Source organism: Cedecea sp. B1(4) (assembly GCF_059414925.1).
The window spans coordinates 1-312 of record NZ_JCAHMZ010000377.1 but is presented as its reverse complement, the minus strand read 5'-3'; the positions used below and the strand labels follow the sequence as shown (position 1 = coordinate 312).

General features: G+C 62.2%; 1 protein-coding gene. It reads right to left on the bottom strand.

Going from position 1 to position 312, the window contains the following annotated elements; all coding sequences use genetic code 11:
• A partial coding sequence (locus ACR6JA_RS23370) for a hypothetical protein (protein ID WP_494599936.1) occupies positions 1–312 on the bottom strand: 312 nt, incomplete at both ends.

Below are 312 nucleotides of genomic sequence, written 5' to 3'. Positions count from 1 at the left end.
TCCTCGTCCAGCCCTCGGGTCTTCATGCCATCCATGATCGTCGTGAAATTCGGCTCGATCATGTCGAAAACAGGCGTCACGGCCTCCACCGAGAGTCCAGCCTTTTTCGCGGTTTCCAGCAATGCCTTCTCGAACCCGGACCAGCGCGGATCTCCACGCCCGGTACGAACCACAGGTGCCGCAGGCTGCGCCCCAGCGGGAATGAAATTGGGCAAGCCGTCGTTCACCGGGAGGCTCAAGCGGCGCTTGGGGCCGTCTTCCGGCAACGTATTCGCCGCCATGGCGCTTTCAACGATCTCACGCAGCTCAGGG